The sequence below is a fragment of the Stenotrophomonas sp. FR010 genome (assembly GCF_047520755.2).
GTDB classification, from domain to species: domain Bacteria; phylum Pseudomonadota; class Gammaproteobacteria; order Xanthomonadales; family Xanthomonadaceae; genus Stenotrophomonas; species Stenotrophomonas sepilia.
Genome location: NZ_JAXBQT020000013.1, coordinates 125,628 through 151,639 on the forward strand (window position 1 = coordinate 125,628; position 26,012 = coordinate 151,639).

Annotated in this window: 16 protein-coding genes; 14 read left to right on the forward strand and 2 right to left on the reverse strand. The window is 68.1% G+C overall.

All coding sequences use genetic code 11. From position 1 onward, the window contains the following. Positions 1–101: 101 nt before the first annotated feature. The 7 genes from ACM0PK_RS13590 (at position 102) to tsaB (ending at position 11,405) form a co-directional block, all read left to right on the forward strand. On the forward strand, positions 102–2,258 hold the full coding sequence (locus ACM0PK_RS13590) for a RelA/SpoT family protein (protein ID WP_061480346.1): 2,157 nt from the start codon (positions 102–104) through the stop codon (positions 2,256–2,258). Positions 2,259–2,288: 30 nt separating this feature from the next. Beyond that, on the forward strand, positions 2,289–3,860 hold the full coding sequence (locus ACM0PK_RS13595; protein ID WP_414607090.1) for a hypothetical protein: 1,572 nt from the start codon (positions 2,289–2,291) through the stop codon (positions 3,858–3,860). A gap of 186 nt (positions 3,861–4,046) precedes the next feature. Continuing rightward, on the forward strand, positions 4,047–5,000 hold the full coding sequence (locus ACM0PK_RS13600) for a glycosyltransferase family 2 protein (protein ID WP_111202043.1): 954 nt from the start codon (positions 4,047–4,049) through the stop codon (positions 4,998–5,000). Positions 5,001–5,076: 76 nt separating this feature from the next. Beyond that, positions 5,077–7,503: a penicillin-binding protein 1B gene (gene mrcB, locus ACM0PK_RS13605; protein ID WP_072167685.1), complete on the forward strand. Its 2,427-nt coding sequence runs from the start codon at positions 5,077–5,079 to the stop codon at positions 7,501–7,503. Beyond that, a complete protein-coding gene (locus ACM0PK_RS13610; RefSeq protein ID WP_050562713.1) occupies positions 7,500–8,036 on the forward strand; it encodes a hypothetical protein in 537 nt (178 codons plus the stop codon). Before mrcB ends, ACM0PK_RS13610 begins: the two co-directional genes overlap by 4 nt. Before the next feature lie 597 nt (positions 8,037–8,633). Further along, entirely contained in the window at positions 8,634–10,682 is a 2,049-nt protein-coding gene (gene yoaA / locus ACM0PK_RS13615; protein WP_414607527.1) for a DNA repair helicase YoaA, read from the forward strand. A gap of 9 nt (positions 10,683–10,691) precedes the next feature. Beyond that, positions 10,692–11,405, forward strand: coding sequence for a tRNA (adenosine(37)-N6)-threonylcarbamoyltransferase complex dimerization subunit type 1 TsaB (gene tsaB / locus ACM0PK_RS13620; protein WP_072168547.1), 714 nt, complete (start codon positions 10,692–10,694; stop codon positions 11,403–11,405). A 456-nt stretch (positions 11,406–11,861) separates the two neighbouring features. Here the strand turns inward: tsaB and ACM0PK_RS13625 are convergent, their stop codons facing one another. After that, positions 11,862–12,746 (reverse strand): energy transducer TonB, encoded by an 885-nt coding sequence (locus ACM0PK_RS13625; RefSeq protein WP_414607528.1) that lies wholly within the window; start codon positions 12,744–12,746, stop codon positions 11,862–11,864. Then, the gene (gshB, locus tag ACM0PK_RS13630; RefSeq protein WP_065196658.1) at positions 12,746–13,693 is read right to left on the reverse strand and encodes a glutathione synthase; all 948 of its coding nucleotides are present in this window, start codon (positions 13,691–13,693) and stop codon (positions 12,746–12,748) included. The genes ACM0PK_RS13625 and gshB overlap by 1 nt, the downstream gene beginning before the upstream one ends. Positions 13,694–13,933: 240 nt before the next feature. Between gshB and pilG the strand changes: the two genes are divergently transcribed. The 7 genes from pilG to ACM0PK_RS13665 all read left to right on the forward strand — a co-directional run bounded on the left by pilG (position 13,934) and on the right by ACM0PK_RS13665 (position 25,941). Continuing rightward, positions 13,934–14,335 (forward strand): twitching motility response regulator PilG, encoded by a 402-nt coding sequence (gene pilG, locus ACM0PK_RS13635; protein WP_005418455.1) that lies wholly within the window; start codon positions 13,934–13,936, stop codon positions 14,333–14,335. An 18-nt stretch (positions 14,336–14,353) separates the two neighbouring features. After that, positions 14,354–14,716, forward strand: a complete 363-nt coding sequence (locus tag ACM0PK_RS13640) for a response regulator (RefSeq protein WP_005410717.1) — start codon at positions 14,354–14,356, stop codon at positions 14,714–14,716. After that, complete coding sequence (locus tag ACM0PK_RS13645) at positions 14,716–15,246, forward strand: chemotaxis protein CheW (RefSeq protein WP_005418454.1); 531 nt, start codon at positions 14,716–14,718, stop codon at positions 15,244–15,246. Before ACM0PK_RS13640 ends, ACM0PK_RS13645 begins: the two co-directional genes overlap by 1 nt. A gap of 41 nt (positions 15,247–15,287) precedes the next feature. Further along, entirely contained in the window at positions 15,288–17,324 is a 2,037-nt protein-coding gene (locus ACM0PK_RS13650) for a methyl-accepting chemotaxis protein (protein ID WP_414607529.1), read from the forward strand. Positions 17,325–17,424: 100 nt separating this feature from the next. Next, positions 17,425–24,156 carry an Hpt domain-containing protein gene (locus ACM0PK_RS13655; protein WP_414607530.1) on the forward strand — a complete coding sequence of 2,244 codons (6,732 nt, stop codon included), beginning with the start codon at positions 17,425–17,427 and terminating at the stop codon, positions 24,154–24,156. Continuing rightward, positions 24,143–25,480 carry a chemotaxis protein CheB gene (locus tag ACM0PK_RS13660; RefSeq protein ID WP_414607531.1) on the forward strand — a complete coding sequence of 446 codons (1,338 nt, stop codon included), beginning with the start codon at positions 24,143–24,145 and terminating at the stop codon, positions 25,478–25,480. Before ACM0PK_RS13655 ends, ACM0PK_RS13660 begins: the two co-directional genes overlap by 14 nt. Next, complete coding sequence (locus tag ACM0PK_RS13665; RefSeq protein ID WP_005418442.1) at positions 25,477–25,941, forward strand: chemotaxis protein CheW; 465 nt, start codon at positions 25,477–25,479, stop codon at positions 25,939–25,941. Before ACM0PK_RS13660 ends, ACM0PK_RS13665 begins: the two co-directional genes overlap by 4 nt. The last annotated feature ends 71 nt before the right edge of the window (positions 25,942–26,012 follow it).

Below are 26,012 nucleotides of genomic sequence, written 5' to 3' on the forward strand. Positions count from 1 at the left end.
TGTAGCGGCATGTCTTCATGCCGGGTGATGGTAGGTGCAGTGATTGTCCCTGAACGGCGCCGGCGCTAGTGTAGGGGCCTCTGTCTTGCCTGCTCGATGCTGTGAACCGCGCTTCCGTCCCCGGCCTGGATGCCTTGTTGAACCGTCCCTCGGCAGCGGTGCTGCCTGCTCCGCTGCGCCAGGCCCTGCGTGAGCATTGGGAAGCGCCGGATTGCGACCACCAGATGCGTGCCAGCTGGTCGGTGCTGGGCGATACCCTCGATGCGCTGGCGATGCTCTCGGCCGACGAAGGCGCGGTGGTGGCCGCATTGCTGTTCGACCTGCCGGGCCTGCGCGCCAGCCTGGACCAGCTGCCGCTGGGCAACCACAAGGCGGCGGTGACCGGCCTGCTGGATGGCCAGGATGCGGCCGATCCAGTGTGGGCGCTGCATGCCGGCCGTGAGGCGGGGCGCAACAGTGAGGGCCTGCGCCGGCTGCTGCTGGCGATCATCCGCGACCTGCGCGTGGTGCCGATCCTGCTGGCACGGCAGCTGGCGCGGATGCGCGCGGCCGACAAGCTGGACGAGGAGCAGCGCCGCGCGCTGGCCCAGCTGACCCGCGACATCCACGCGCCCCTGGCCAACCGGCTGGGCATCTGGCAGCTGAAGTGGGAGCTGGAGGACCTGGCGTTCCGCCACCTGGAACCGGAAACCTACCGCCGCATCGCCCGCGAGGTGGATGAAACCCGCATCGCCCGCGAGCGTTACGTCGAGAACGTCAAGAAGGTGCTGTCGCGCGAGCTGGTCGCCCAGGGCATCAAGGCCGAAGTCAGCGGCCGCCCGAAGCACATCTACAGCATCTGGCGGAAGATGCAGAAGAAGCGGCTGGCCTTCGACCAGCTGTATGACATCCGTGCGGTGCGCGTGATGGTCGACGACGTCGCCGCCTGTTATGCCGCGTTGGGCGTGGTGCACGCGCTGTGGGCACCGGTACCCAGCGAGTTCGATGATTACATCGCCAGGCCCAAGGCCAATGACTATCGCTCGCTGCATACCGCCGTGGTCGGCCCGGAAGGTCGCACCATCGAAGTGCAGATCCGCACCCATGAAATGCACTCGCAGGCCGAGCTGGGCGTGGCCGCGCACTGGAAGTACAAGGAAGGTGGCAAGGGCGCGGAGAAGTCCTTCGACCGCAAGATCACCTGGATGCGCCAGTTGCTGGAACAGGCGCAGGACGGGCAGGGCAATGAACTGGCCGGGGCGCTTGATGCTGAGCTGACCGAGGACCGGGTCTATGCGCTGAGCCCGAAGGACGAGGTGCTGGACCTGCCGCAGGGCGCTACGCCGCTCGATTTCGCCTACCAGGTGCATACCATGGTCGGGCACCGCTGCCGCGGCGCCAAGGTCAACGGCCGCATCGTGCCGCTGACCTACCGCCTGCGCAGCGGCGACCGCGTCGAGATCCTGACCGGCAAGGAGGCCGATCCGCGCCGCGACTGGCTGATGCCGGCCAACGGCTTCCTGGCCAGCAACCGCTCGCGCGAGAAGGTGCGCAGCTGGTTCCACAAGCTGGACCGCGCGCGCAACGTGCAGGCCGGTCGCGAGCTGCTCGAGCGCGAGCTGAAGCGGCTGGGCCTGCAGCACGCGGACCTGGCTGTGGCGGCGAAGAAGTTCCATGCCGACAGCGTCGATGACCTGTACATCCAGGTGGCGCTGGGCGATACCGGCCCGAACCAGGTCAGCCGTGCGCTGCTGGAGGCGGAGCGTGCCGCCAGCCAGCCCGCGCCCGCACCGGCTCTGCCGCGGCCGACCGCGCGCCGCGAGAACCTGGGCAAGTCCAAGTTCACCGTGCAGGGCGTGGGCAACCTGCTGGTGCAGCTGGCACGCTGCTGCCAGCCGGTGGCCGGCGAGCCGATCGTCGGCTACCTGACCCGTAGCCGGGGTGTCACCGTGCATCGTGCAGACTGCGCCGCGCTGGCCCGGCTGGCGGCCAGCAGCCCGCAGCGCATCCTGCCGGTGGAGTGGGGCCAGGCTGGGGGCGGCTACGAGGTGGACGTCGTGGTCGATGCGGTCGATCGCCGCTGGCTGCTGAAGGACATCACCAACCTGATCGCCCAGGAAGACGCCTACGTGCTCGACATCCACAGTGACAACGTGCGCAACAGTGGCCGTGCCCATCTGCGGCTGCGCCTGAAGGTCAGTGATTACGGGCAGTTGTCGACGCTGCTGGGCAAGCTCGATGCGCTGCCGGGCGTGAGCGAGGCGCGTCGCCTCGGCTGAGCTTCACGCTGCCCCGGCTACCCTGCACGCATGGAACGCGAGCCCCCGCATCGCCCGCATGGCGCTGAACATCCTGCGCTGGACCGTGTCCGTCGCGAGGGGCGTTGGTGGTGGCTGCAGGCGCGCCATGCGCGCCGGATCTGGCGCTGGGCGCTGCTCGCAGCGCTGGCCGTGTTCGTGCTGCTGGTCCTGCTGCGCAAGCCGTTGGCAGACTGGTTCTGGGATGAGCCGCAGATCGAACAGCTGCTGGCCGAGGGGGATCGTGCATTGGCGGCTGGGCGCCTGAGCGATGCCGACGGCAGTGGTGCGCGCGAGCGCTACCAGGCGGCGCTGGCGCTGGACGGTGATCGCCCGCAGGCGCGCCAGGGCCTCGCCAATACCGGCGCGGCAGCGCTGCAACAGGCGCGCGATCGCCTGCAGGCGGATGACCTGGACGGCAGCGCGCAGGCCCTGGCACTGGCCCGTGAGCTGCAGGTGCCGCAGGGCGACGCCGATGCGGTCGCCCGCCAGTTGCAGGCGCGACGTAGCGCCGGAGCCGGTATTGGTGCGTTGTTGGCGCAGGCGCGTAACGCGTTCGCGGCCGGACGCCTGGATGACGGCGACAGCAGTGCGTTGCCCTTGTTCCAGCGCATCCTGGCCCTGCAGCCGGACAACCTGCCGGCGCTGGAAGGGCGCGAAGATGCGCTGAGCGACCTGCTGCTGCAGGCACGCACGCTGGCAGAGCGTGGGGAGTTGGCCGAGGCGGCCGCGCTCCTGCGTCGTGCCCGTCAGTTCGATGCCGGTCATGCCGATCTGCCGGCGAGCGAGGAGGCCCTCGCGCGCGCGGCCGACCGGCGCCTGCGGCAGGCGCAGCGTGCGTTGCGACGGCAGCAGCTGGAAGCTGCGGCCAAGGGTTTCCAGGCGGTGCTGGTGGTGGCCGCCGATGATTCCAATGCGCAGCGCGGGCGTGAGCAGACCCTGCAGGCAGTGGTTGCACGCAGCCAGAAGTCCGCCGACGACTTCCAGTTCGATGCGGCGCAACGTGATGCGGCCCTGGCGGCGGAGCTGGGGGCTTCGCAGGCCGTCCGGCAACAACTGGCGCAGCGCCTGCAGCGCGCGCAGCAGGCGCAGCGGGCTCTGCAGCAGCCCGCGGTCAGCACGGCGCAGCGCGAACGCCAGCTGCGCGACCACCTGCGGAAGATCGAACGTGCCGAGCGCGCGGGGCAGTGGATCAGCCCACCCGGGCACAGCGCGTTCGACGCGTTGCGCGAAGCCCAGTCGCTGGCTCCCCGCGATGCGCGGGTGAAGGCAGCCGCCGCACGCTTGCTGCCCGCCAGCCGACGCTGCTTCGACGACAATCTGCGGCAGAACCGCGTGCAGGCGGCAGGCGCCTGCCTGCAGGCCTGGCAGACCCTGTCACCGACCGCAGCCGGACTGCCCTCGGCGCGGCTGCGGTTGGCCCAGCGCTGGCTGGCGATTGGCAGCGAGCGGCTCGGTAACGGTGACCTGGCCTTCGCCGCGCATGCCGCCGAACAGGCGCGGTTGCTGCAGCCGGATCTGGCCGAACTGCCGGCGTTTGAAGATCGCCTGCGCCGCGCCGGTGGTGAGCTGCCAACACGCTGATATCGACAGGATTCGTGCAGGTCGCACTGGTCGGGTATAGTCCAGCCGCTGCGTCACGCTCAAGCGGTGCAGTGAGTTGTCAGTCTTGCTGTCAATGCTATTGCTGCAGGCTTGGCGGGAGATGGCCTTTGGTCGTTTTCATCGTTTTTCACACAGCCTGCGTTCCGCAGCCAGCGACATGACGTCATGAATCCAGTGATTCCGCAAGGGCCAGGTCCGGGGCCCGCATTCGATGCCTCCCTTGTCTGCGCTGTCATCGTCACCTATGGGCCCGAGCCGGCCCTGTTGCGGCGGGTGGTTGACAGTGTGCTGCAGCAGGTGGGGCATCTGGTGGTGTTCGACAATGGCAGCACTGGTGTTGATGTCGACGAACTGCTGGCCGGAAGGGGGGGGATCAGCGTGGTTGCCTCGGCGCACAACGTTGGCCTCGGGAGTGCCTTGAACCGGGCCTATGAGCGGGCGCAGGCGCTCGGCTTCGCTTATGTGCTGCTGATGGATCAGGATAGTGTGTTGGCGCCAAAGATGGTGGATATCCTGGGGACTGCACTGATCGAACTCACCCGCGCAGAGCGCGTGGCCGCTGTCGGGCCGCAGTTCCGCGATTCGCGCAGTGGCATGCTTTCCCCGTTCGTTCGCTTTGGCTTCCCGTTCAACCACAAGTTGCGAGGGGGGGCGGGCCAGCGCATCTCCTGCGATTTCCTCATCACGTCCGGTTCGCTGGTGCCGATGTCGGCATTGCAGGATATTGGTGCAATGGACGAAGACCTGTTCATTGACAACCTGGACATGGACTGGTGTTTCAGAGCCAAGCGCCAGGGTTATTCTCTGTATGGCATCTGCGATGCGCAGATGACCCATAGCATCGGCGAGGAGCTGCTGCCATCACGTACGAAGCCGGATGGCGTGATCGTGCACAAGCCCTTCCGTCTTTACTTCATCATGCGCAATCGCGTTCTGCTCTATGGACGTGCCTATACGCCACGGGTGTGGATTGCCCAGGATGTGCCGCGCCTGTTGCTGAAGCTGGCAGGCAACGGTCTGTTCCTCGCCCCTCGCTGGATTCGGTTGCGGTTCATGCTGAAAGGTTTGTGGGATGGACTTCGAGGCAAGGCCGGGCCATTGCCTCCGGTAAATCGCTGAACAGGCGGTCTCGTGAACCTGCCTTGCGGAAATGGGCTGGGGTAGACTCCGCTGACGCCCCTGCCATGTTTCTCCCGTGCCCCGACGCTACGATTCCGACGACATCGACGATTTCGACGACGACCCGCAGGACAGCGGTCCGCTGTGGCGGCGCCGGCTGATCACCTGGAGCATGGCTGCGGTCGCATTGGGATTGGGTTTCCTCATTCCCTATACGCTGTACCTGAACCAGCAGGTGACCCAGCGTTTCGGCGAGCTGCGCTGGCAGATCCCGACGCGCGTGTATGCGCGCCCGCTGGTGCTCACCCCCGGCAAGGCGATGGATGCGTCCACGCTGAAGACCGAACTGGCCGCCTCGGCCTATCGTGATGACGGCCAGGGCAAGGAGCCGGCCACCTATGCGGTGAACGGCGGTCGCTTCGTGATCTCCAGTCGTGGCTACAACGATGTCGATGGCCGGGTGGCGCCGCGCCGGGTGGAGCTGTCGCTGGCCGATGGCGGCGTGGCCTCGCTGCGCGACGCCGACAGCCGCAAGGCACTGAAGGCCGCGCGGCTGGATCCGGCGCGCATCGCCACGCTGTACGGCCAGAAGCAGGAAGAACGCCGCCTGATCCGCATGGACGAGGCGCCGGACCTGCTGGTGACCGGCCTGCAGGCAGTGGAAGACAAGGACTTCAACCGCCATCACGGCATCGACCTGTCCGGCATCGCGCGCGCGGTGTGGGTGACGATCCGTTCCGGTGGCCAGAGCCGCCAGGGCGCCTCGACGCTCACCCAGCAGCTGGCCCGCAGCGGCCTGCTTGGCATCGGCAAGGAGCAGACGCTCACCCGCAAGTTCAACGAGGTGCTGTACGCGCTGATCATGGAGGCGCGCTACGACAAGCGCACGATTTTCGAGGCGTATCTCAACCAGGTGTACCTGGGCCAGCGCGGCAGCCAGGCGATCCATGGCATGTCCTCCGGTGCCGAATTCTGGTTCGGGCGTGACCTGCAGTCGCTGGAGACCGAGCAGATCGCCCTGCTGATCGGCCTGGTCAAGGGGCCGTCCTTCTACGACCCGCGGCGCAACCCGGAACGCGCGCTGGATCGCCGCAACTTCGTGCTGGGCAAGCTGCACGAGGCCACGCTGATCGACGATGCCGAGTACCAGCGCGCGCTGAAGGCTCCGTTGGGTGTGCCCAAGACACCGGGCCTGGTGGCAGCCAACCGCTTCCCCGCCTACGTCGACCTGGTCCGCCGGCAGCTTGCGCATGACTATCCGGAATCTGCGCTGCAGGGCGCGGGCCTGAGCGTGATGACCGGCATGTCGCCGTCCGCGCAGGCCTATGCCGAAGGCGCGGTGACCCGCACCATCAAGTCGCTGGAGAGCCAGCGTCGCCCTGAACTGCAGGCCGGCATGGTGCTTACCGACGTGCACAACGGCGACGTGCTGGCGGTGATCGGCAGCCGTGAGGTGTCCGAGGTCGGCTTCAATCGTGCGATCGAGGCGCAGCGCCCGGTCGGTTCGCTGCTCAAGCCGTTCGTGTACCTGCTGGCCCTGGCGCAGCCGGACCGCTATTCGCTGGCCAGCTGGGTCGATGATTCGCCGGTGACGGTGCAGCTCGGCCGCGGCCGCAACTGGAGCCCCGGCAACGCCGACAACCGCAGCCACGGCACGGTGCGCCTGATCGATGCGCTGGCGCATTCGTACAACCAGGCGACGGTGCGCTTGGGCATGCAGGTCGGCCCCGAGCGCGTGACCCAGCTGATCCATGTGCTGGCCGGCATCAAGGCCGAGGCCAATCCGGCGGTGATCCTCGGCTCGACCGACCAGAGCCCGTATGCGATGGCGCAGCTGTACCAGTTCCTCGCGTCCGGGGGTGAGATCCAGCCGTTGCACGCCGTGCGTGGCGTGCTCGATCCGCAGGGCAAGCTGCTCAAGCGCTACGACAAGACCCCGGCACCGGCACAGGAAGGCGATTCGATTGCCGCCAACCTGATCAGTGTCGGCCTGCAGCAGGTCGTCGCCAGTGGTACCGCGCAGCGGCTCAATGCTGATGGCCTCGGCCGTCTGCAGCCAGCCGGCAAGACCGGCACCACCAACGATGGCCGTGACAGCTGGTATGCCGGCTACACCGGCGACCACCTGGCGGTGATCTGGATCGGCAACGATCAGAACCAGCAGGCCGGCCTGTATGGCGCCACTGGCGCGATGCGGGTCTGGTCGGGCATCTTCCAGCGCCTGCCGAGTGCGCCATTGCGGGTCAGCAACAAGGGCCTGGATTGGCAGCCGGTGGCTCCCACCGGTCTCAACAGCACCGATGAAGGCTGCCCCGGCGCGCGTCGTTTCCCGTTCGTGGTGGGCTATGCGCCTGCCTATGCGCCGTGCGCGCCGGCCGCGTCGCCCGAGGGGCAGGGCGAGGCTGAAGGCGAGGGCGGTGGCTGGCGCAGCTGGTTCGGCCTGGACCGCAAGCCGGAAGCACCCGCCGAACCTGCCGCCACCACTCCTCCCCCGAGCCGATGATGCCGATGAACATGCGAACCCTGCTGCAGCCCCTGGCCCTGACCGGCCTAAGTCTGGCCCTGGCCGCCTGCGTGAGCAGCGCGCCGCCGGTAGTCAAGCCGGTCGACACCACCACGCCGGCGCAGCGCCTGGCGGCCGTGGATGCTGCAGCGGGTCCGGACGACAAGGAACTGTCGGTGCAGCCGCTGCGTGATTCGCAGGTGGAAGACCTGAGGCTGGCCGCACAGGCGCAGCGCCAGGCCAACGACCTCGCCGGTGCCGCCAGCAGCCTGGACCATGCGCTGGAGATCGTGGCTGGTGACCCGGCGGTGCTGCAGGAGCGTGCCGAACTGGCGCTGCTGCAGGGGCAGTGGGCACAAGCGGAGACGTTCGCGCGCAAGGCCGTGGATCTGGGCTCGAAGACCGGGCCGCTGTGCCGCCGGCACTGGGCGACGATCGAGCAGTCGCGGCTGGCGCGGGGCGAGAAGGAGAACGCGGTGTCGGCGCACGCGCAGATTGAAGGTTGCACGGTGCCGGGGATCAAGCGTTACTGAGTTTTCAGCCAACGGCACAGCCCCTCGTGGCTGGCTGCTTGGCCGAGTAAAGCAAAAGCCGCGCTTGGCCGGGCGGGGTGGGTTCGCGGGGGACGCCGTGAACCCGTCCTTGGGAGCTTAGCCGCGGCATCCATGCCGCGGACACCCCCGCGAACCCACCCTGCCCGGCCTCTGACAGTTCCCGTGTGCGTCCAGCCACGGAAAAGAAAAAGAAAATCAAAAGCGGGCCGCGCGCTACGCGCACTCGTTGTGGGGTCGGATCCGTTTTCCGCAGGAAAACGGATCCGACCCCTTCTTGTTTCCGTTCGACCCACCGCTTCTGAATCAGTCGAGCAAGCGCGACGCCACGAAGCACGTCCATCCGTCACCGGGAAACTGTCGAAGGCGGGGCGGGAGGGGCAGGCAGGACCGTTGGCGCCATGGATGGCGCCATCGAGCCCCCATGGACGGGTTTACGGCGTGTCCTGCCTGCCCCTCCTGCCCCGCCAAACACGCAGCAACCCAGAGCCATGAACCACGCTGTTGCTGTTGCTTTTGCCTGCGCTCTGGCTTGAAACGGGTGCCGGGCAGCGCCCGGCCGGGTATCCTTTCCCTCTGATGTCCGACCTTGTCCATGCCAGCCGCGAAGCCCTCAGCGAAGGCGGCGCGCTCGCCTCGCACCTGGATGCCTTCGTCCCGCGTCCGGCACAGTTGCACCTGACCGCAGCCATTGCCGATGCGCTGCAGCAGCGGGACCTGCTGCTGGCCGAGGCCGGTACCGGCACCGGCAAGACCTTCGCCTATCTGGTGCCGGTGCTGCTGTCCGGGCTGCGCACCATCATCTCCACCGGTACCCGCGCGCTGCAGGACCAGCTCTACCACCGCGATCTGCCGCGCGTGCGCCAGGCGCTGGGCGTCGGCCTGCGCAGCGCGCTGCTGAAGGGGCGCGCGAACTACCTGTGCCGCTACCGACTGCAGCAGGCGCGGGGCGAGCCGCGGTTTTCCAGTCCCGAACAGGCCGCGCAGTTCCAGCGCATCCTGGCGTGGTCCGGCCGCTCGGAGTTCGGTGACATCGCCGAACTGGAGGGCCTGGCCGATGACTCGCCGCTGCTGCCGATGGTCACCTCCACTGTCGACAATTGCCTGGGCACCGATTGCCCATTCTGGGACGACTGCTTCGTGGTGCGCGCACGGCAGCGTGCGCAGGCCGCCGACGTGGTGGTGGTCAACCACCACCTGCTGCTGGCCGATCTGGCACTGAAACAGGACGGCTTCGGCGAGTTGCTGCCGGGGGCGCAGGCCTTTGTCATCGACGAGGCACACCAGCTGCCCGAACTGGCAGCGCAGTTCTTCGGCGAAGGTTTCGGCATGCGCCCATGGCAGGAACTGGGTCGCGACTGCCTGGCTGAAGCGCGCGGCGTAGGGGGCGCACAATCGGCGCTGCAGGAGCCGGTCGACCAGTTGCAACAGGCGTTGCTGGCGTTGCGTTCGGCGATGGAGGGGCTGCCGCCGCGGGGTACGCAGTGGCGTGCGCTGGCCATGCCACAGGTCCGCGACGGCTTCGATACGGTGATGGCCGGCCTGGTGGCACTGGAGCAGGGCCTTCAGCCGCTGCGCGAATCGGCGGCGGGTCTGGACGCCTGCCATGCGCGGGCGCGCGAGGCGGTGTCGCGGTTGCAGCGCTGGCTGGGCGATGATGAACCCACCCTGGATTTCGATACCGATCCGGCGGACCACGCCAGTGCCGCCGATGTGCTCTGGTACGAGCTCACGCCGCGGGGTTTCCGCTGCCAGCGCACGCCGATGGATGTGTCCGGCCCGCTGCGCGAGCATCGCGAGCGCAGCCGCGCGGCATGGATCTTCACCTCGGCCACGCTGACCGTGGGCAATGGATTCGACCACATCGCCACGCGCCTGGGCCTGGACGATCCGCATACCCTGGTCCAGCCGAGTCCGTTCAACTGGCCCGAGCAGGCGTTGTGCTACCTCCCGGAAGGCCTGCCAGATCCGGCCGCACGGGGCTTCGGAACCGCGCTGATCCAGACCCTTCGGCCGGTACTGCAGGCATCGCAGGGCAGGGCATTCCTGTTGTTCGCCTCGCACCGTGCATTGCGCGAGGCGGCCGAAGCACTGCGCGACGGGCCATGGCCGTTGTTCGTGCAGGGTGAGGCACCGCGCGCGACGCTGCTGCAGCGCTTCCGTGAATCGGGCAATGGCGTGCTGCTGGGCTCGGCCAGTTTCCGCGAGGGCGTGGACGTGGTCGGCGAAGCGCTGAGTGTGGTGATGATCGACAAGCTGCCGTTCGCGGCACCGGACGATCCGGTGTACGAGGCACGCCTGGAGGCGATCCGCAGCCAGGGTGGCAATCCGTTCCGCGACGAACAGCTGCCGCAGGCGGTGATCGCACTGAAGCAGGGTGTCGGTCGCCTGATCCGCAGCGAAAGCGACCGTGGCGTGCTGGTCCTGTGCGATCCGCGCCTGCTCAACCGTGGCTATGGCCGGGTCTTCCTGGATTCACTGCCACCCTTCCGCCGCACCCGCAGCCTGGCCGATGTGCAGGCCTTCTTTACGCCACAATGGGTGCCCGTGGCTGATGATGCGGCTGACCCGGCCGCTGTTGCGCCGGGCCCGGAGCCGGCTCCTGGTGCCACGTTCCCCCTGTTCTGACCTGATCTGATGAAACTGCTCGCCTTTGAAACCGCCACCGAAGCCTGCTCCGTTGCCCTGCATGTCGATGGGCAGGTGCTGGAACGCTTCGAGATCGCCCCGCGCCGGCATGCTGACCTGAGCCTGCCATGGGCCGAGGCGCTGCTGGCCGAAGCCGGCATCAGCCGTCGCCAGCTCGATGGCATCGCGCTCAGTCGCGGCCCGGGGGCGTTCACCGGTGTGCGCCTGGCGATCGCCATCGCCCAGGGCATCGCGTTGGCGTTGGACCGCCCGCTGCTGCCGGTTTCGACGCTGCAGGTGCTGGCGCTGCGGGCACCGGTGGAAGAAACGCAGATCCTGTCGGCAATCGATGCCCGGATGGGTGAACTCTACGTCGCGCGCTTCGAACGCGTCGACGGCCTGCCGGTCGCGCGCGATGCCGAGCGCGTCTGCGCGCCCTCCGTGGTGACGTTGCCGGAGGGAATGTCGGCCTACGGTGTCGGTACCGGTTTCGGCGCGGGCGACGGCGCGCTGGTGGCACAGTTGGGCAGTAGCCTGCGCGGTTTCGATGCTGCGGCATTGCCGCGGGCGTCGGACGTGCTGGCACTGGCCGTGCCGGCGTTCGCGCGTGGCGAGGCGATCGCACCGGAGAAGGTCGAGCCGGCGTACCTGCGCGACAACGTGGCATTGACCCTGGTCGAGCAGCAGGCCGCGCGCGAGGCGAAGGCGAAGGCCAACGGCTGAGCCCCTCGTGGCGGGGCGCGAAAGCACGAGCCGCGCTTGGCCGGGCGAGGTGGGTGCGCGGGGGACGCCGTGAACCCGTCTCTGAAGTGACCCCCGCGAACCCACCCCCGCCCGACCTCTGACAGTTTCCGTGTGCGTCCGCCACGGAAAATAAAAAAAAGAAGATCAAAGTCAAAAGCGGGTCGCTTCGCTCGTATCCACGCCTGGCGTGGATGTGTGTCGACCAAGGTCGACACCTACCAACAGCAATGGTGCGCCGCGATCTGTCAGAGGCGGGGCGGTGTCGGGCGGCGGGGTATCCGCGGCATGGATGCCGCGGCTAAGCCTACACGGACGTACTTGCGGCGTCCCCGCCGCCCGACACCGCCCCGCCAAGCTTCAGGACACCAACCGCTGCTGTTGCTGTTGCTCTAGCCCTTCAGCGGGTCCCGGGCCGCAGGCCCGGGCACCAAAACCCTACCGGTCGTCGTGCAGGGTGCCGCCCGGCAGGAACACCCAGGTACGGGTGACCTGCAGGATGTCGATCTCGTCCTCGGTCTTCGGCAACGGCGGGAATGGCTGCGCCAGCGTCACCACCCGCAGCGCCGCTTCATCCAGCAGCGGCGTCCCGCTTGAACGCAGGATGCGGCTGCTCTCCACGCTGCCATCGCGCCGCACGCCCACGCTGATCACCACCTGGCCGCCGAGCCGTCGCTGCCGGGCCTCGTCCGGGTAATTCAGGTTGCCGACGCGCTCGGCACGGTCGACCCAGGCACGCAGGTAATTGGCATAGGCATATTCACGCGTGCTGGCCGACACGAACTTGCGATTCGGGCGCTTGGCATACTGCGCCGAGCGCAGATGCACTTCGGCAGCCAGTCGCGCCATCTCCACATCGCGCTGCTCGCGTGCACTCAACGGCGCGTCCGGCTCGGGGCGTTCCGGGGTTGGCTGGGCCTGCGCCTGTGCCACCGAGTCCTGTCCGTTGCGGCTGCTGACCACCCGTGCCTGCGGCGGCGGAACGGGCGCGGCCGATTGCTGTTGCTGGGGAACCGGGCTAAGTCCGGATTGCGCCTGCGGCACGATGCCGGCCTGGTTGTCGCGCGGACGCTGTGCGCGGTCGTGCTCGCCACCGCCTTCCTGGTTGGCGGCGGCAAGGAAATCAGCCTGCTTTGGCGTCAGTGCGGTGCGCGTCTGGCTGAAGATCACTTCCAGCGTCGGCACCAGCGGAGCATCGCCTTTCACGGCGAAGCCCACGCCCAGGATCAGCAGGGCGTGGACCAGCACCGACAGTGCGATGGTGGCCCCCAGCCGTTGCGCTTCGCGTGGCGGCGGGGGCAGAACGGCGGGTGCGGACGCCATCAGCGCAGGCCGGCCTCGAGCGCGTCGAACAGGGTGCCGGCAATGTTCAGGCCGTACTGCGCGTCGAGCTCGCGCACGCAGGTCGGGCTGGTCACGTTGACCTCGGTCAGGTAATCGCCGATCACGTCCAGGCCGACGAAGCGCATGCCACGACGCTTCATCTCCGGGCCGACCTGGCCGGCGATCCAGCGGTCACGCTCGCTCAACGGGCGCCCTTCGCCACGGCCCCCGGCCGCCAGGTTGCCGCGGAACTCGTCACCCTGGGGAATGCGCGCCAGGCAGTAATCGACCGGTTCGCCGTCGACCAGCAGGATGCGCTTGTCGCCGGCGCTGATGTCGGGAATGAACTTCTGGGCCAGCGCCAGCTTGCGGCCGCCGTCGGTCAGTGTCTCCAGGATCACGTTCAGGTTCGGATCGCCCTGGCCGCTGCGGAAAATCGAGCGGCCGCCCATGCCGTCCAGCGGCTTCAGCACGGCCTGGCCGTGTTCGAGGGCGAAGGCCTTCAGTGCCTTGGCATCGCGGCTGACCAGGGTCGGCGGGCAGCACTGCGGGAACAGCAGGGCAGCCAGCTTCTCGTTGTAGTCGCGCAGGCCCTGCGGGTTGTTGACCACGCAGGCACCGGCAGCGGCGGCCACGTCCAGCACCTGGGTGTCGTAGATGTACTCGGCGTCGACCGGCGGGTCCTTGCGCATCAGCACGATCTGGCCGGGTCCGAACTCGGTACGGCTGAACTCACCCAGCTCATACCAGCCGGCCGGGTCGTCGCGCACCTGCAGCGGCGCGGTCTGGGCCACCGCCACGCCACCTTCCAGGGCCAGTCCGCCCGGCCGCACGTAGTGCAGGGCATGGCCGCGGCGCTGGGCTTCCAGCAGCATGGCGAAGGTGGTGTCCTTGGCGATCTTGATGTGGGCGATGGGGTCCATCACCACGATGACGTTCAACGGCATGGGCGCACCTGTCAGGCAAGGCGTTGATGGTAGCGGCAACGCCGGTCGCGCGCCTCCCCGCCATACTGCAACGCAGCGTCCGCCCGGCGGTCGCGCACTCATTGCGAAACCCGTCACGTTCAGGAGGGGGCCATGCCCCGCGCCGTGGGGCGGCCTTGAAGCGGGCGCGGAAAGTGCGATATAGATACGCTTTCGCAGCGGCCCCCGCGAGAGATCGGGCCGTGCGCTTGGGGATAGGCAATGACTGAAAACACGACTGCGGGCGGGGAACTCGCAGGACTCCGGGTGATGGTCATCGATGACTCGAAGACCATCCGCAGGACTGCGGAAACGCTGCTCAAGCGCGAAGGCTGCGAGGTGGTCACCGCCACCGACGGCTTCGAAGCGCTTGCCAAGATCGCAGACCAGCAACCGCAGATCATCTTCGTCGACATCATGATGCCGCGCCTGGACGGGTATCAGACCTGCGCGCTGATCAAGGGCAACCAGCTGTTCAAGGCGACCCCGGTCATCATGCTGTCGTCCAAGGATGGCCTGTTCGACAAGGCGCGGGGACGCATCGTCGGCTCGGAGCAGTACCTGACGAAGCCTTTCACGCGTGAAGAACTGCTGGGTGCCATCCGCACATACGTCAACGCCTGACCAGGGGGGAAAGGCACAATGGCTCGTATCGTCCTGATCGAGGATTCACCGACCGACCGCGCGGTGTTCACCCAGTGGCTGCGCCGTGCCGGCCACGAAGTGCTGGAAGCGGACAACGCCGAGGATGGCCTGCAGCTGGTCCGCGACCAGGTGCCGCAGCTGGTGCTGATGGACGTGGTCCTGCCCGGCATGAGCGGCTTCCAGGCGACCCGTGCGATGGCCCGTGATGCGGCGATCAAGCACATCCCGGTGATCATCGTCAGCACCAAGGCGATGGAAACCGACAAGGCCTGGGGCCTGCGCCAGGGCGCCGCCGATTACATCGTCAAGCCGCCGCGCGAGGATGAACTGATCGCGCGGATCAACGAACTGGTGGCCTGATGCGCTCGCCCTTCGACATCCTTGAAGCCTATGAACGGCGCAGCCTGGCCCATGCGGTGCAGTTGCCCGGAAAACAGTTTGCCCAGGACCTGTGGCGTGGCGTGGGTTTCCGCGTCGGCCAGCGCCGGCTGGTGTCCGATTTCCGCGAAGTGGTGGAAATCGTACCGATGCCGCCGGTGACCCCGGTACCCTGTGCGCAGCCCTGGCTGCTGGGCGTGGGCAACCTGCGCGGCAACCTGTTCCCGGTGGTCGACCTGAAGTACTTCCTGGAAGGCACGCGCACCGTGCAGCAGGAAGGCCAGCGCGTGCTGATCATGCGCCAGGCCGGCGGCGACGTCGCACTGACCATCGATGAACTGTTCGGCCAGCGCAGCTTCGAGCTGGACCAGCAGATCGAAGCGGGCACGTTGGCAGAAGGCCGCTACGGGCATTTCGTCGATCGTGCTTTCCATGCCGACGGCCATGACTGGGGCGTGTTCTCGCTCTCGCTGCTGTCGCGCACCCCTGAATTCCGGCAAGCCGCGGCCTGAGGCCAGGCATCGCCCCCTGCATTGAAGATCGAGGTTGAACGATGAGTACTGCTTCGGACGCCACCAAGACCGGCAAGCTGCGGCTGGGCGGCAGCAACCTCTGGCTGTTCCTGCTGCTGGCATCGATGATCCTGTTCGGCGTCAACACCGGCGTCGCCACCTGGCAGGGCAGCCGCCTTGCCGACGCCGGCTCGAAGGCCGCCGACCTGCAGGTGCTGTCGCAGCAGTTGGCCAACCAGGGACGTGACGCGGTCGGCGGCAACGCCCAGGCCTTCACCGCCTTCAAGGCCACCCGCAACGCGATCGAGCAGAACGTGTCGACCCTGCAGGGACGCTACGGCAAGGAGCCGGGCGTAGCCGGTGCCATCGCCACCCTCGGCGAGACCTGGGCGCCGCTGGGCAAGCAGGCCGGGCAGCTGGTGGCCAGCGAACCGGCCGTGCTGGCGCTGGCCGGCAACGCGAACAACTTCACCGGCGCAGTGCCGGGCCTGCAGGCCCAGCTGAACGAGCTGGTGCGTGCGATGTCCTCTTCCGGCGCGCCGTCGTCGCAGGTGTACAGCGCGCTGCAGCAGGTTGTGGTGGCCGGTTCGATGGCCCGCCGCGTGACCGAAATGCGTGCCGGTGGCAGCGCCGCGGCGACCTCCGGCGATGCGCTGGCACGTGACATCACCGTGTTCTCGCAGGTGCTCGACGGCCTGCGCAACGGCAACGAGGAACTGGGCATCACCGCCGTGCGCGGTGCCGCCGCCGTGGCCGCGCTGGAACAGTCGCAGCAGAAGTGGGAAGCGATGAAGCAGGACGCCGACGCGATCCTGGCCAGCTCGCGCCAGCTGTTCGCGGCGCAGTCCGCTGCCACCGCGCTGGGCCAGGGTTCGGCCCACATGCTGGATGACAGCCGCAAGTTGTTCGACGCGTTCTCCTCGTTCGGCTCGGTATCCGACACCCGCCTGTTCCCGAACTTCTGGATTGGCGTGGTCTCCGGTGCGCTGTCGCTGATCGCGATCATCGGCTTCGTCTCCACCAACGTGCGCAGCCGCTCGCGCGAGCAGGAACTGCGCTACCAGACCCAGGTGGAATTCAACAGCCGCAACCAGCAGGCGATCATGCGGCTGCTGGACGAAATCTCCTCGCTCGGCGAGGGCGACCTGACGGTGAAGGCCTCGGTGACCGAGGACATGACCGGCGCGATCGCCGACGCGATCAACTACGCGGTTGACGAGCTGCGCCACCTGGTGACCACCATCAACGACACCTCGGCCAAGGTCGCGATGTCCACCCAGGAAACCCAGGCCACCGCCATGCAGCTGGCAGAGGCCGCGGGGCACCAGGCCAACCAGATCACCTCGGCTTCGGACCGCATCGGGGAGATCGCGGCGAGCATCGAGCAGGTGTCGCGCAACTCGGCCGAGTCGGCCGACGTGGCACAGCGCTCGGTGGTGATCGCTGCCGAAGGTGCCGGCGTGGTGCGCGAGACCATCCAGGGCATGGACCAGATCCGTGACCAGATCCAGGAAACCTCCAAGCGCATCAAGCGCCTGGGCGAGTCGTCGCAGGAAATCGGCTCGATCGTGGAACTGATCAACGACATTTCCGAGCAGACCAACATCCTGGCGTTGAACGCGGCGGTGCAGGCTGCGTCGGCCGGTGAAGCGGGCCGCGGTTTCGCGGTCGTGGCCGACGAAGTGCAGCGCCTGGCAGAACGCACCTCGGGTGCGACCCGACGCATCGAAAACCTGGTCCAGGCCATTCAGGCCGACACCAATGAAGCGGTCACCTCGATGGAGCAGACCACGGCCGAAGTGGTGTCTGGTGCGCGCCTGGCCGAGGACGCCGGTACCGCGCTGACCGAGATCGAACGCGTGTCAAACGCGCTGAACACCCTCATCAAGAACATCTCCATCGCCGCCCAGCAGCAGTCGGCCGCCGCCTCGGACATCACCCGCACCATGGGCGTGATCCGGCAGATCACCGGGCAGACCTCGCAGGGTGCCGGACAGACCGCCGAGTCGATCGGCCACCTCGCGCAGCTGGCGGCGGACCTGCGCCGTTCGGTCGCCGACTTCAAGCTGCCGGCGTGACGCGGGCAGGGCGGCGAGCAAGGAACCAGTCGATGAAGCATTTCCATTCCCCACGCCAGAACTCGCGCGGCCACCGCGCGGCGGCGAACGGAGCGCGTCCATGAGCAGTCTGCGCGATGCGATGAGCCACGCAGCGCTGGGCTGGGTCAAGCCCGAGCTGGACGAGACCCTGCGCCAGGTGCGCAACGAGGTCGAGTACTACGCCGAAGACCCGACCGATGCCAGCCGCATGCGCATCTGCGCCGGCTACCTGCACCAGGTGCAGGGCACCCTGCGCATGGTCGAGCTGTATGCCCCGGCGATGGTGGCCGAAGAACTGGAGCAGCTGGCCAATGCCATCGGCGCCGGCCGCGTGGCCGACCGTGATGAAGCCTGCGCAACCCTGATGCGTGGCAGCGTGCTGCTGCCCGACTATCTGGAACGCCTGCAGAACGGCCATCGCGACATTCCGATCGTGCTGATGCCGCTGCTCAACGAGATCCGTGCGTCGCGCGGCGAAGAAGGCGTCACTGACAGTGTGCTGCTGGCCTTTGCGCCGGAGAGCGTCACCGCCACCGAGGCCGAGCTGGACCATGCCCGTGGCAGCCTGAGCGGACGCAACCGTGAGCTGCTCGACACGGTCGGCAGTGCGGTGAAGGAAGAACTGCTGCGCATCAAGGATGCGCTTGACCTGCACCTGCGCACCGGTGGTGCGCCGGAACAGCTGCAGACCCAGGCCAACGAGCTCGGCGCCGTGGCCGATACGCTGGGCATGATGGGCCTGGGCGTGGCCCGCGGCGTGGTCGTGCAGCAGCGCGATGCGCTGCGCGGCGTGGTTGAAGGTCGCCAGCAGATTGACGAGAACCTGCTGCTGGATATTGCCGGTGCACTGCTCTACGTCGATGCCTCGCTGGACGACCAGGTTGCCCATCTGGGCGCCGGCGGCAGTGGCGAGGACGATCCGAGCGCGGTCGAGAACCGGCGCACGGTGGAGGTGCTGGCGCATGAAGCCATCGCCAACTTCGCCGCTGCCCGCGAGCATTTCGTCGCCTTCATCGAAACCAGCTGGAACCATGCCGAGCTGCAGGATGTACCACGCCTGCTGGGCGATGTGTCCGGCGCGCTGCGCATGCTCGACCTGGGTACCGCCGCCGATTACCTGCGCGGCGTGCAGCAGTACATCGAGGCCGAACTGATCGGCCGCCAGCGCGTGCCCAGTGGCCGCCAGCTGGACACCCTGGCCGATGCCATGGCCAGCCTGGAGTACTACCTGGAAGCCCTGCGCGACCGCCGCCCGGGCCGCGAGGACATCCTCGAAATCACCCGCAGCAGCCTCGAGGCTCTGCGCTACTGGCCGCTGCCGGAGCACAATGCCGTCGCGCCGGAAGCGCCGGCACTGCTGCCGGTCGAACGTGAGCCGGTTGCGTTGCAGGCCGAGCCGCTGCAGCCGGAGCGCATCGAGGTTCCGGTGCAGCCTGCGGCGCCCGCTGCCGGCGACGTGCCGGTGCCACTGCCGGACTTCACCTTCGATCCGCCGCCGGCCTCGCCGGCGCCGATGGTGTCCGACAACCGCCTGATGTTCGGCGCACTGGGCACCGTGGCCGCCGTGGCCGCCAGCAAGGCTGATATCGATGCTTCGCCGTCGCCTACGCACGACGATGCGGAGGCATCGTTGGTCTTCGCGGCGTCCAGCGCACCTGCGCCGGATGTCCCGCAGTGGGAGCTGGCGCCGTTCCATCCGGAGGCCGACGCCATCGTGCCTGCCGATGACGAGCGCAGCCCGACCTTCGCCAGTTTCGATCCGGTCAGCTTCGAACTGGCTGACAGCGGCCACCCCGGTGCACCGCAGTGGTCGCTGTCCGGGGCGCCGCAGATGCTTGAGGAAAGCGCAGCGCCTGTGATCGATGAGAGGAAGGACGCGGTGGATTCCTCCGCGACCGCTTTCGATGCTGCACCGGTATTCGACCCGGTGGCGGCCGAACAGGATGCGGCTGCCGTGGCCGACGACGTGGTGTTCCGCTTCGATGCCGACGCGCTGGACAACGCTGACGACGTGCTGTCGCTGCATGCGATGGAAACGCTGTCGCTGGACGTTGACGCCGCGTTGCATCCGTCGCTGGAGATCGTCGATGCCGTCGTCCCGCCGCTGGCCGATGTATCGCCCGCAGTGCTGGCCGAGGTGTATGAGGCCCCGGATGACCTGCCGGCAACGTTGATCACGCCGCCGTCGATCGAAGCGCCCATCCCGGCAGCGGAAACCTCGGCGCCGGCCGTGTCGGTGATCGATATCGACACCATCGCGCCGATCGATTTCAGCGAGGCCGACGCCCAGTTCTTCGCCGAGTTGAGTGCGGCCGCTGCCGGCTTCAATCCACAGGCGATGGCCGCTGCGGCAGCGCCGGAGGCGGTGGATTCGGCCGTTGCCGGGACCGATGCTGACACCAATGCGGGCTTCGACGCCGGTTTCGACGACGATGCCGAGAACATCGACGAGGACATCCGCGAGGTGTTCCTGGAAGAATTCGACGATGAGCTGGCCAATCTCGGCACGCTGCTGCCGGCATGGCGGATGCAGCCGGACAACATGGACCGGCTGCGCCCGATCCGCCGCATCTTCCATACCCTCAAGGGCAGTGGCCGCCTGGTCGGCGCACGCACCCTGGGTGAGTTCGCGTGGAAGATCGAAGGCATGCTCAACCGCGTGCTGGATGGCAGCCGCGCTGCATCCCCCGCCGTGCTGGCGATGGTCGACAACGCGCATGCGGCGCTGCCCCAGCTGAACGCGGCGCTGCGCCATGGCCAGCGCATCAGCGTCGACCTGCAGGCCATGCAGGCCATCGCCGATCGTGTCGGTGCAGGCGAGGAAACCTACTACGTCCCCCTGCCTGGGGCCACTGCACCGGTCGCACCGCTGGCCGAAGCCGAGGGCGAAGACGAGATCAGCCGCATTCTCGACGCGGAGATTGCCGCTTCGGCGCTGGCCGATACCGCCGAGGAGGCCGAAACCACCGGCACGCCGGCCAACATCGACAGCGTGCTGCGCGAGATTCTCGAGGCCGAGGTGGAAGTCCACCAGGCCACCCTGCAGGACTGGCTGCGTTCGGCGCAGCAGGCACCGCAGCCGGTCAGCGACGCACTCCTGCGCGCAGTGCACACCATGAACGGCGCCTTCGCGATGACCGAAGTGCCCGAGATCACGGCTGTAACCGGCGGTGCCGAGTCCTACATCAAGCGTGCACTGGCCGCCGAGGTGGTGCCGAATGATGAAGGCGTGGCCGCGCTGGATGCGACCGCGCAGGCGATCACCGCCACCATGGAAGCGCTGCAGGCCGAACAGCCGCGCATCGCACCGCAACAGGTACTGGCACAGCGCCTGCAGGCGCTGGCCAGCGAGTTGCCGGAAGCGCGCTGGCCGATGGTGGGCCTGGAGGACGACGAAGCCGAGCTGGCGCTGGATGACGAACCGACGGCGGAATGCGATGCGGACGCCTCGGCAGCCATCGCGCCTGAAACCGATGCGGTACCGCCTTCGTCCGTCGCGCCGGAGCAGGAACCACAGGCAGTTGCCGATGTCGCCGAAGCCCCGGTCGAGGATGCGGCGATTGAGGGCGAGGGCGCGCTGGAGGTCGGTGAGCTGACCGCCAGCGACGATCTTTCGCGCTACTTCGATGCCGGATGGCCGTCGGTACCGGGTGAGGGAGCGGCGTCGCTACCGGTGGTCGAATCGATCCAGGTGGCCGACGATGTTCCGGGCGTTGAGGTAGACGGTGTCGAGACGGAGGCCGAAAGCGCGCCGCTGTTGGCCGACGATGCCGGTTTGACCGTCGTGGACGATCTGTCGCCGTACCTGGATGCCAGTGCGCTGCCGGTCGACGACCGCGATGCCCAAGAGATTCCGGATGCTGTCGAAGCCGTCGCATCTGACCTGAATGCGTCCTCGTTCGATCACGTGCACGTCGCTGACCCTGAGGCATTCGAGACGCCTGCTGCACTGCCACTCGACAGCGAGCTGTCGAGCCTGCAGGATGAAATGGCTGCGCCGGGGTTTGCAGAACCGGTCTCGCTGGACGCCGCGCTCGAGGCCGGCCTGCACGTGATCGACGAAGAGCAGCCCCTGGCCGACGACGGGCAATGGTCCGTGCTCGGCCTGCAGGCCAGCGAACTCGCGCCGGGCGAGGCGGAAGCCTTCGCCGAGGATGCGGACGTCGGCGGGGAGGCGGCGATCGGTGAAGGAGAGAGCGCCGATCAGCCGTCCCCGGCGACGGTGAATGAGGAGATCGCGGAGGCCGCGGCGCCGGCCACCGCCGAACCGGTGCGGTTCTTCGAAATGGAAGACGCGCCGGGCCAGGAGGAAGTCTACGCCGAAGCTGCCGATGCCGATGCCGTGTCGGATGCCCCGGCCGTTGGCGCGCCTGACGCCGACGTGGCTGAAACCGTGGCACCCGACGTCCTTGACATCCCGGTGCCGGAAGACAACGCCGATACGCTCGACTTCAGCGTCTACGATCGCGAGCTGGTCGACATCTTCGTCGAGGAAGGCAAGGACCTGCTCGACCACTGCGATGGCCTGATCAGCGAGCTGCGCGATGCGCCGCAGGACCGCGAGGTGCTGGCCGGCCTGCAGCGTGACCTGCATACCCTGAAGGGTGGCGCACGCATGGCCGGCATCAACGCCATCGGCGATCTTGGCCACAGCATCGAATCGTTGCTGGAAGCCGTCGCCGCTGGTCGCACCGAGATCGAACGCCGCGATGTGCAGTTGCTGGAGCGCGGATTCGATCGCTTGCACCAGCTGCTCACCCGCACCGGTGACCATCGCGTGGTGGAACCGGCGCAGGACCTGGTCGATGCGTTCGAAGTGCGTACGACCACCGATCTCGCTGTGGCAGCGGCGGCTGCCGTAGCTGTAGCCAACGTGGCGAGCGTCGCGGAAACTGTTTCGGCAGCGGTCGCCAGTCCGGCGCCGGCACTGCTCGACGCGCCGCTGTCGGCACCGCTGCCGGCCGAAGGCGTGGTCGATGAAGATCCGCTGGCACGCCCGCAGCAGGAACAGGTGCGCGTGCGCGCGGATCTGCTCGACCGCCTGGTCAACCATGCCGGTGAAGTGGCGATCTACCGCTCGCGCCTTGAGCAGCAGCTCGGCGCGTTCCGTGGTGCGATGGGCGAGCTGGAGCGCACCAACGCGCGACTGCGCGACCAGCTGCGCCGGCTCGACCTGGAAACCGAAGCGCAGATCGTCGCCCGCTACCAGCGTGAGCAGGACCAGGCAGACCAGAAGTTCGATCCGCTGGAGCTGGACCGCTTCTCCACGCTGCAACAGCTCAGCCGTGCGCTGAACGAATCGGCGGCCGACCTTGGCGGCCTGCAAGGGGTGCTGGACGATCTGTCGCGCCAGTACGATTCGCTGCTGCAACAGCAGTCGCGCGTCAGCTCCGAGCTGCAGGACGGCCTGATGCGCGCGCGCATGGTGCCGTTCGATGGCCTGGTGCCGCGCCTGCGCCGCGTGGTCCGGCAGTCCGGCATGGATACCGGCAAGCAGGTGCACCTGACCCTGGAAGGCACCCACGGCGAACTGGACCGCAATGTTCTCGATCGCATGGTCGCGCCGCTCGAACACATGTTGCGCAACTCGGTGGCCCATGGCCTGGAAGCGCCTGAACAGCGCCGCGCCGCCGGCAAGCCGGAAGAGGGCGAAGTTGCCATCCGCCTGCACCGTGAAGGCTCGGAAATCGTGCTGGAAGTGGCCGATGACGGTGCCGGCCTCGATCGCGAAGCGATCCGCCGCCGCGCCATCGACCGTGGCCTGTTGGCCGCCGACGCACAGCCGAACGATCAGGAACTGGACAACCTGATTTTCGCCTCCGGTTTCTCCACCGCCGACCAGGTCAGCCAGCTGGCCGGTCGTGGCGTGGGTATGGATGTGGTGCGCAACGAAGTGCGCCAGCTGGGCGGCTCGGTCGACATCCAGTCGGTGCGCGGCCAGGGCGTGCGCTTTACCCTGCGCCTGCCGCAGACGCTGGCCGTCACCCAGGCGGTGTTCGTGCAGATCGGCGAGACCACCTTCGCCGTGCCGGTGGCCTCGGTCAGCGGTATCGGCCGCCTGTCGCGCGAACGTTTCGAGGCCGCCGACAGCAGCTACCGCTACAGCGGCGAAGACTATCCGTTGTATGACCTCGGCAGCCTGGTCGGGCAGGCCCCGGCGCGTGCCGATGGCCAGGACCAGGTGCCGCTGTTGCTGGTCCGTGCCGGTGACCTGCGTGCAGCCGTGGCGATCGACCAGGTGCTGGGCAACCGCGAAATCGTGGTCAAGCCGGTCGGCCTGCAGATCGCATCGGTACCGGGCATCTACGGTGCCACCATCACCGGCGATGGCCGCGTGGTGGTGATCCTGGACGTCGCGCCGCTGGTGCGCCGCTTCCTGGCCAATCCGACGGCACCGGTGCTGGCCAATGCGCCGCGCGACGAACGCCAGGTGCCGCTGGTGATGGTGGTCGATGACTCGCTGACCATGCGCAAGGTGACCGGCCGCATCCTCGAGCGCCACAACTTCGAAGTCAGTGTCGCCCGCGATGGCGTGGAAGCACTGGAGCGGTTGGAAGAGCGCGTGCCGGACCTGATGTTGCTGGACATCGAAATGCCGCGCATGGACGGCTACGAGCTGGCCACTGTGATGCGTGCCGATCCGCGCTACAGGGATGTGCCGATCGTGATGATCACCTCGCGCAGCGGCGACAAGCACCGCCAGCGTGCCTTCGAGATCGGTGTCCAGCGTTACCTGGGCAAGCCGTACCAGGAACTGGACCTGATGCGTAACGTGTACGACCTGCTGGGGATCGCCCGTGTCCGTGAGTGAAACCCATCCGGCCCCGGCCGTCGCCCTGCTGGCCCGCCCCGGTGCGGCGCGTGAACGCCTGCGCGAGGCGCTGGCGCATGCCGATGTACAGCTGGTCCTGGAAGATGATCCGAACGGCCTCGAGCCGCAGGTCCTGCAGGCCGCGGATCCGCAGTTCGTGGTGATCGCGCTGGAATCTGCCATCGAGGACGCACTGGAACGGTTGGAATCCGCGCTCTCGGCACCGGGGCTGACCCTGGTGTTCGATGAGGCTGAGCTGGCCGCCCGCCGCGACGGCTGGGAGGCGCAACGTTGGGGGCGCCACCTGGCCGCCAAGCTGCACGGCCACCAGCAGGTGTTGCCGCCGGGCGCCGAAGAAGAGCCCAGCCTGCAGCTGGAGCCTGGTCATCCGGCGCCCGCGCCGGCGCCGCAGGAAGAAGCCCTGCGGCCACACCTGGAACAGGCGCTGAGCTGGGCCGATGACGTTCCGGCCGACGGCCTGTATTCGCCACCGGCAGATCTGCACGAACCGATCGCGCTGGAGCAGGCCCTGGCGGCGCTGCAGCCGGTCGTGCCCGAGCCTCTGGATCCGCCTTCGGCACCGCAGGCACTGGCCGAACCGGCGGCGCCCGCGACACCGCCGGTTTCCTTCGATCACACCGCCTGGTCGCTGGTCGAGGAATCGATCGAAGCACCCGTATCGGCAGAAGCCGTGGCGCCGGTCGTCGCGCCGCAGCCCTCGTTCGATACCGATCATTTGAGCCTGGTCGATCTGGATGCCGCCGCCCCGGCCGGTGCGCGTGCCGCATCGCTGCTGGTGCTGGCCGGCATCGGTGGCCCGGATGCGTTGCGTCGCCTGCTCGGCGCACTGCCCGCGTCGTTGAGCGTGCCGGTCCTGGTGCACATGCGTCTGGATGGTGGCCGCTACGGCAACCTGGTCAAGCAGATGTCCCGCGTTTCGCCGTTGCCGGTGCAGCTGGCCGAGGCCGGCCAGCACGCGGTGCCGGGCGAGGTGCACGTGCTGGCCGATGATATCGGCGTGCGCGCGGCCAGCGATGGCCTGCATTTCCAGAGCGATGCCAATGGTATTTCGCTCGCTTCGCTGCCGGCCGAACACACCGCGCTGGTGCTGCTCAGCGGTGCCGACCTGGCCCACGTAGGCCCGGCGCTGGACCTGGCTGCCGCCGGTGCGTGGGTGGCCGGGCAGGTGGGCGAGGGCTGCTATGACCCGGCGGCGGCCACCGCCGTGGTGGCTGCCGGCATGGTGGCCGGTGAACCGCAGGAACTGGCGCAGGCGATTGCCGCGCGCTGGGGTGAGCAGGACGACAACGGAGACGCACCATGAGCTACGCCAGCAATGACGAAATCCGCGGCGTCCTGATCCAGGCCGGCAACGAGCGCGTGCTGCTGCCCAATGCCACCGTGGCCGAAATGATGTCGCGCGTGCCGGTGCAGCCGGTCTCCGATGCGCCGCGCTGGCTGGTTGGCGAGATCGGCTGGCACGGCTGGCAGGTGCCGCTGGTGTCGTTCGCACGCCTTTCGGGGCTGGGCGAAGAGACGGTGGCCGGCCACAACAAGGTGGTGGTGCTGAAGTCCCTCAGCGGCAACGCGCAGCGCCCGTACTACGCGCTGCTGACGCAGAACTTCCCGCAGCTGATCTCGGTGCCGCGCGACGGCCTGCTGGCCGACGCCTCCGAAGAAACCCTGCCGCAGACCGTGCACATGCGCGTGCTGCTGGGTGAGCAGAGTGCGCTGCTGCCGAACCTGGACGCGTTGGAAGCGGCGCTGGATTCGCTCGCCGCCTGATCCACCAGGCCGGTAGTGCCGGCCGCTGGCCGGCAACCTCATGATCCCGTGGATGCCGGCCGCTGGCCGGC